Below are 6,845 nucleotides of genomic sequence, written 5' to 3'. Positions count from 1 at the left end.
GTCCCAATTCCGGACCATGCTGGAATACAAAGCGTGCTGGTACGGCAAGCAGATTGTTGCAGTGGCCCGAAACTTTCCGTCCAGCCAACTGTGTTCCGGCTGCGGATACCAAAATAAAGACGTGAAGAATCTCGCCGTCCGTGAATGGGATTGCCCGGAGTGCCACACCCATAATGACCGGGATCTGAACGCAAGCATCAATATCAAGAAGGAAGCCTTAAGGCTTCTAACCGCAGGAATCTGCGGGGATAGCCTACTCAATTAACCGGGGGATACTTCGGTGTTCGTAGGAATCCCCCACCTCTAAGCAAATGCGTAGGTGGGGGTAGTTCAATGAGCCTATTTAGAAATAGACGTCCGTAGACCGTGTAAAAACCATTTCCTTGACCGTCAACCAATTTGCGCTCGACAAAAGCCTTCCCGCACCTACTCCCATGGCACCCGTTGTCTTCGTGTGGGTCGTTCTCACCGGCAGGCGAAAAAAGAACCCGGAAACCACCGGTTCTGCAGTTGCAGAGACAGGGTTTCCGGGTTCTTTTACTTAGCAACATTCCATGCGGAATAAGGCGCTGGCCTTATTTATTGCTTGTTTGAGCTTGTTTTTTTCTTAAACGCGCTTGTTTGCGCATTTCAATCTCTTTGTAATACGCTTCCCATGTTATTTCGATGGTCACGTTGTTCGTGTTCGTATAAATAATGTTCTTCATGTATCTTGTTCTCCTCTTCCGGCACCGCACGCAGCGGATGCTTGTATCTTTCAACCTCCTCATATGTTGTTTTTTCTATGCTTTGGGCATATAAAAAAGGCACTCGCCAGAGTCCCTCCTATTTTCTACTTATATTAAGAAAGAAAAAGGTATTCCCATTCAGGAATCGCGGCTCTTTCACTATCAAATCTAAATCTTGGAAATTCATGTTGTTGGGCCCCACAGTGTGGTGGCTACTAATAAATTTAACTTCGCTTATTTTTGGTTCCGGTTACCCGTAGCATTTGCTACAGAATAGGGAAAAGCCATGGTTCCAGACACATCTACTACATATGTTCTTGGACGTTGAAAATTCATTGTAACACGAATATCCGTTCGATGCAACCATTTTTTTATTTCCGGAATGCAGCTCTTCCTTCCGTAACCTAAAAAATAAAGCAGAAATCCAATTGATCAGGATTTCTGCTTTATTTACATCCACTGTCGGTTCGTCAGCGGATCTTTATGCCGGTTAGACGGTATAAGGTTTTGCGTCCAGGTTGATGTTGTCCAACGCCTGCTCGATGTCCTCGATGATGTCTTCAACGTTTTCCAGCCCTACCGAGAAGCGGATTAGTCCTGGCGTAATGCCTGCAGCCGCCAATTGTTCATCGGTCAGCTGTCTGTGGGTTGAACTTGCCGGATGGAGCACGCACGTCCGGATGTCGGCAACGTGGACTTCATTAGAGGCTAGCTTCAGGCTATCCATAAAGATGATGGCGTTCTCTCTGCTTCCTTTGACGGAAAGCGAAATGATCCCGCACGTTCCAAGCGGCAGATACTTGTTTGCCAAATCGTGGTACTTGTCTCCTTCTAATCCCGGATAATTCACAAATTCGATTTTATCGGATTTTTTGAAATATTCGGCGATTTTCATCGCATTGCTGCAATGTCTGTCCATTCTTACTGGAAGTGTCTCCAGCCCAAGGTTCAACAAGAAGGCCGCATTGGCGGTTGGGTATGCCCCCATGTCTCTCATCATTTGTACCCGTGCTTTTGTGATATACGCAGCTTTCTCAAAGCTGTCCGTATAGACGATACCATGATAGGATTCATCCGGTTCCGTAAATTCAGGGAAATTGCCGTTTTTCCAGTCAAAATTGCCACTGTCCACAATGACGCCGCCCATTTGTACAGCGTGGCCATCCATGTATTTCGAGGTGGAATGCACGACGATGTCAGCTCCAAACTCAAACGGTCTGCAAAGGTATGGCGTCGGGAAAGTGTTGTCCACGATCAAAGGCACGTTGTTTTTGTGTGCAATCGTTGCCCATTTTTCGATATCCAGAACGGATAAGGCTGGGTTTGCGATGGTTTCGCCAAACACAGCCTTTGTGTTCGGTCTGAACATTTTTTGGATTTCTTCGTCAGGCAGTTCTTGATCGACAAATGTGCATTCGATTCCGAATCGCTTCAATGTTACGGCAAACAGATTGATAGTTCCGCCATAAATGGAAGCTGTGCTGATGAAATGATCGCCTTCCTTCAGGATGTTCATCAGACTGATCATGGTGGCTGCTTGTCCGGAAGTTGTGCACAAGGCCCCTACTCCGCCCTCCATCGAGGCGATTTTCTCCTCTACCGCAGCGACGGTAGGGTTGGATATGCGCGAATACATGTGTCCCGCAGCCGTCAAGTCAAACAGTTTCCCGATATGCTCCGTGGAATCATATCTATACGTAGTGCTCTGATAGATAGGAAGCGCACTCGGCTCGCCGTTTCCCGGATGATACCCTTCATGTAAACATTTTGTTTCAATTCTCATTTTTAATCCTCCTCGATAAGATAACGCTCATAATTCTAATGTATATTTAATATTTTACCACAAACTAGCAACGCTTGGGCTAGTTTTTATGGGTACCATTCCTATCTGAATACACTGGAATATGTCGGAAACCGAGGACGTAAATCCGTTGTAAGGTTAGTTTCACTATACGGAGAAAAAAGGAGACTGTGCATGACAGAAAGCATCTGTCAGCACCGTCCCCTTCGCTGTCTATTCGTATTATCCATTCAAATGATATGGACTCCCACTTAAAAAATCAGTGTTTATTCAGTCCCTGTTTTTCGACAAAATCATGCATATACAGGCGTTGCGGATGAGCCAGCATTTTCGCCATCTGGCCTGTCCATGTATCGGCACGCTCCCCGCCAGTCCGTTTCGCATAATAATCCTGTATTTCTTCATTGTATTGTTGCAGTTGCTCTTTGTAGACAGCCTGATCCTGCTCATAACAATCCTCATGGTAGACATGCTCCAACGGCAAGCGCGGTTTCTGTTCGTTTATGGTTGCCGGATATCCCACCGCCACTGCGAATAACGGAAGAACTTTGTCCGGGATTTTCAAAAGCTCACACACTTTCTTCAAGTCATTCCGTAATCCCCCAACATAACAAATCCCCAGTCCCATCGATTCTGCAGCAATGGCTGTGTTTTGAGCTGCAAGGGTAGCATCTATCACACTTACCATGAACTTCTCTGTACTTTCAAGAGAAACGGCAACATCCTTTCCTTCCAGTTCTCCGATCACGTCATGACGATGCAGATCGGCACAAAAGACGAACAGGTGGCCATTTTTGGCGACAGATGCTTGATTTCCTGTTATTTCCGATAGTTTCTTTTTTTGATCCGTATCAGTGACTCCGATGATCGAGTAGGCCTGTACGAAACTAGAGGTGGAAGCGGCCTGCGCACAGTGGACCAGAAGCTCAATCTGTTCCTTCGATAATAGTCGATCCTCGAAATCCCTCACTGTCCGGTGTGCTAAAATGCATTCAATTGTTTCATTTATCATCTTGTACCCTCACTTTTGGAAGTCATTGCATGAATTCCGATTTCTATTAAACTGCTAATCTATTATAAGCGAATCCAAAATACAAGTCCATTCTCGGGGATTAATGCATTAGGGTACCCCCAGGCATAATTCAGTCAGCAGAAGCCGATGTTTTGAACATTCAAAAAAGACACCCGCAGTCGATCTTTTCCTGCGGGTGCCTTCATAAATTATTTGGTTTATCTTTGGCATTCTGTGATTGGTTCATCCTAGGCGATGCGGATGCTGGTCCTTAAATTTTTTTAGCTTCCTTGATCGGGCGGTTGGGTTTTTGTGTTTGCTCCGGCTTGTCGGATAGCAATCTTTCAGCAACCAAAAACAGGATCGGCAACAGCACATCATCTGCGTAACCGGCAATCGGCACGAAGTCAGGGATAAGGTCGATCGGGCTGATGATATAAAGAATGATCCCCAACACCAGCCACTTCCGCTTGCCCGGAACGTTGGAATCGAATAAGGAAAGCACGAGTGACTTGATCTTATCAAAAGGCGTCTGACTGGTTTTCTTTCTTATTTTCATTGAGCATTTTCCTTTACTAGTTTTCTGGGCAGCCGGTAAGGGCAAAAAGAATCGCTCTTATACCTTACCTACCTAACCTGCCACTAGTATAGTGCTTTTTTTAAGTCAGTGAATCGGTCTCAAGACTGATTCCTTCGTAGGTTGCTTAGCTATGACCTACGATGATATGCGGCACATAAGGCTCCTCTAAGAAAGCAACCTCTGCCGGCGTTAAGATGACCGAGACGGCAGCAACCGGCTTTCCCAGGTGCTCCAATTTCGTCGCACCGACGATAGGGGCCACCACTGGCTCCTTTTGCAACAGCCATGCCAAAGCGACTTCAACCCGTGAAATGCCTCTGTCAGCAGCGACCTGAGCCAAGCGCTCCACAATGATGCGATCCTTATCCACGGTCGCATCGTACTTCGAACGCGCTACATTGTCCGTTTCCATCCGCTTGGACGTTTCCGACCAGTCACGTGTCAATCGGCCGGATGCCATCGGACTGTACGGTGTCACGGCGATTTTTTCTTCGCGGCAGAGCGGCAGCATTTCCCGTTCCTCCTCGCGGTAAAGCAAGTTCAGATGGTCCTGCATCGACACAAAGCGCGTCCAGCCGTTCTTCTCCGCAACATGCAGCGCTTTTTGGAACTGCCATGCATACATCGCGGAAGCTCCGATGTAGCGGGCCTTCCCGGATTTCACAACATCGTGCAGGGCTTCCATCGTTTCCTCGATCGGTGTATTGTAATCCCAGCGATGGATGATGTAGAGGTCCACATAATCCATATCCAAGCGCTTCAGGCTGTTGTCGATTTCACTCAAGATGGACTTGCGGGACAGCCCGGAACCGTTCGGCCCCTCGTGCATCTTGCCGTGGACCTTCGTCGCGATGACCACTTCGTCACGCTTTGCAAAGTCTTTGATGGCGCGTCCAAGGATTTCTTCGCTTCTTCCCAGTGAATAGACATTCGCTGTATCAAAGAAATTGATTCCCAGTTCCAAGGCGCGTTTGATGATCGGTCTGCTTTCTTCTTCCTTCAGCGCCCATTTATGCAACCACGTATCCGGATCCCCAAAACTCATGCATCCCAAACAGATCCGCGATACGTCCATCCCTGTGTTGCCGAATTTCACATACTCCATTTTTTTCCTCCGTTCCTCTTAAACGTACAGTCTTTTTGCGTTAAAAAACCGGCCTGACGACTTCCTCCAAGTGAAACACGTTCTCTTTGTATCCATAAACGAAGATGCTCCCGTTCGGGAAGCCCTTCGCCAACTCCTCCGCCGGATCTTGCCAGAGCTTCAAAAAGTTGTAGCAGGCCCCACTGTGCGAAACCGCAAAAACGTTTTGGTGATCTTCCTGCTCCATCAATTTGGTCAGCGTCTTCGCCATCCGTCCCGCTACATCATTCGTATTTTCCCCGCCGAACGGCACAAAGAAAGACACGATTTCCTGCGGTTCCTTCGGTTTGAGCATCTCCCGCTCCCCTTCGAAGAAGCCGTAATTGACTTCCTTCAACCCTTTCAGACGTGCATAGGGCATGTCGGCAATCAGTTCCAATGTATCGCTCGCCCTTTCCGATGTGGAACTATAGGCATGATCGAAGGTGATACCTTCCTTAAAAAAATAATTCCGTACCGCCAACGCTTGCTTGATGCCACGTTCCGTCAAGGGGGAGTCGCTCCAACCTTGAATCTTTCCTTGGATATTGAACAAGGTTTCACCGTGACGGACCAAATATAATCGCTTCATCCGCAAACCTCCTATTGATTAGACTTTTTTAGGCTGAAAGGCTGCCCTGGAGCGTAAGCGTGGATCCTTTCCGGGTTCACTACTCTGCTGTACAAGGATTGCGGATCGGCGTTGAATACGTTCATATCCGGCGCATCCACCGTTCCCCAATGGCAAAGGATCAGATGCGCTTCGGGGTAGGTATTCGCCATTTGGATGGCCCCTTCCAATCCGATATGCCACTCGTTGTCGGAAAAGTCGAACAGGATCGCATCCGGCTGCGGCATCTTCAGGTGCTCCTTCATCAAACGGGAATCGCCCGGTGCCCAAATGATCCCATCCTGCGTCTCGATCCAAAAGCCGCAGTAATCCTCCAACCGGAATACCCGGTAGTTGTATTTGGCTTTTTCGTTCTGCCAGGCATGGTCCGCCGGCGTCAGCGTTATTTTTGCCGGCCCGACTTCGAACGTGTCTCCGATGTCATGTCCGTTTGCCGGAAAACCTTCCGCTTGCATCAATTCAGCCACATAGTGCGGCCCGTGGAATGCCTTGGAGACATGCTCCAACGCGTGCAGCGTCGGCACGCTGTAATGGTCATTGTCGGAGTGCGTGATCAACACAGCATCCAAATGCGGAACTTCCTCAGGCACAATCGGCATATCGATCAAAAGCGGCATATCGAAGTCCTTCAGCATCGGATCCATCATGATGCAGGTGCCGCGGGTGTTAACGAACATCCCACCGCTGCCCAGCCAGCGGACTTCCGTGTGGTCGATCGGTTGAAAGGCTTCTTCTCCAAAGAATACGGTAGGTGGTGGAACGGCTTGTTTGTTTGTTGCCATTTTTATTTTCCTCCTTCTGATCCGGTTCACCCGGACAACTGCAGACTATCTTATAGTGCTTATCTTAACGCTGTTTGAACGCCAACGCCAATAGTTGTTTTGTATCATAAATCATGCCTGGAAAGCATATTTCAATTCCTCGATGAACTTCGCGACGACAGGCGGGACTGTCTTTTCTCATCATGACC

Annotated in this window: 8 protein-coding genes and 1 pseudogene; 1 reads left to right on the top strand and 8 read right to left on the bottom strand. The window is 48.1% G+C overall.

Annotation, left to right across the window (positions count from 1 at the left end; all coding sequences use genetic code 11):
• On the top strand, window positions 1–265 hold a 265-nt coding region (locus tag BM101_RS12295), incomplete at its 5' end, for a zinc ribbon domain-containing protein (RefSeq protein WP_143084470.1).
• Between the two features lie 105 nt (window positions 266–370).
• Here BM101_RS12295 and BM101_RS14430 read toward each other — a convergent pair.
• The 8 genes and pseudogenes from BM101_RS14430 to BM101_RS12265 form a co-directional block, all read right to left on the bottom strand.
• Window positions 371–481: pseudogene (locus tag BM101_RS14430) on the bottom strand (inorganic phosphate transporter); the annotation flags it as partial.
• Window positions 482–575: 94 nt separating this feature from the next.
• Window positions 576–707, bottom strand: a complete 132-nt coding sequence (locus BM101_RS14425) for a hypothetical protein (RefSeq protein ID WP_256212278.1) — start codon at window positions 705–707, stop codon at window positions 576–578.
• A gap of 511 nt (window positions 708–1,218) precedes the next feature.
• The gene (locus tag BM101_RS12290) at window positions 1,219–2,511 is read right to left on the bottom strand and encodes an O-acetylhomoserine aminocarboxypropyltransferase/cysteine synthase family protein (protein WP_087032436.1); all 1,293 of its coding nucleotides are present in this window, start codon (window positions 2,509–2,511) and stop codon (window positions 1,219–1,221) included.
• A gap of 277 nt (window positions 2,512–2,788) precedes the next feature.
• Window positions 2,789–3,541, bottom strand: a complete 753-nt coding sequence (nfsA, locus tag BM101_RS12285; protein ID WP_218149937.1) for an oxygen-insensitive NADPH nitroreductase — start codon at window positions 3,539–3,541, stop codon at window positions 2,789–2,791.
• A 271-nt stretch (window positions 3,542–3,812) separates the two neighbouring features.
• Window positions 3,813–4,100, bottom strand: coding sequence for a YkvA family protein (locus BM101_RS12280; RefSeq protein ID WP_087032434.1), 288 nt, complete (start codon window positions 4,098–4,100; stop codon window positions 3,813–3,815).
• 145 nt (window positions 4,101–4,245) lie between these two features.
• On the bottom strand, window positions 4,246–5,226 hold the full coding sequence (locus BM101_RS12275) for an aldo/keto reductase (protein WP_087032432.1): 981 nt from the start codon (window positions 5,224–5,226) through the stop codon (window positions 4,246–4,248).
• A gap of 40 nt (window positions 5,227–5,266) precedes the next feature.
• Window positions 5,267–5,836, bottom strand: a complete 570-nt coding sequence (locus tag BM101_RS12270) for a histidine phosphatase family protein (RefSeq protein WP_087032430.1) — start codon at window positions 5,834–5,836, stop codon at window positions 5,267–5,269.
• An 11-nt stretch (window positions 5,837–5,847) separates the two neighbouring features.
• A complete protein-coding gene (locus tag BM101_RS12265) occupies window positions 5,848–6,657 on the bottom strand; it encodes an MBL fold metallo-hydrolase (protein WP_087032428.1) in 810 nt (269 codons plus the stop codon).
• Window positions 6,658–6,845: the final 188 nt, after the last annotated feature.

This window comes from Trichococcus palustris (genome assembly GCF_900114465.1).
GTDB lineage: Bacteria > Bacillota > Bacilli > Lactobacillales > Aerococcaceae > Trichococcus > Trichococcus palustris.
Note: the sequence above shows the minus strand (reverse complement) of the source record. Positions and strands in the feature narration are given on the sequence as shown.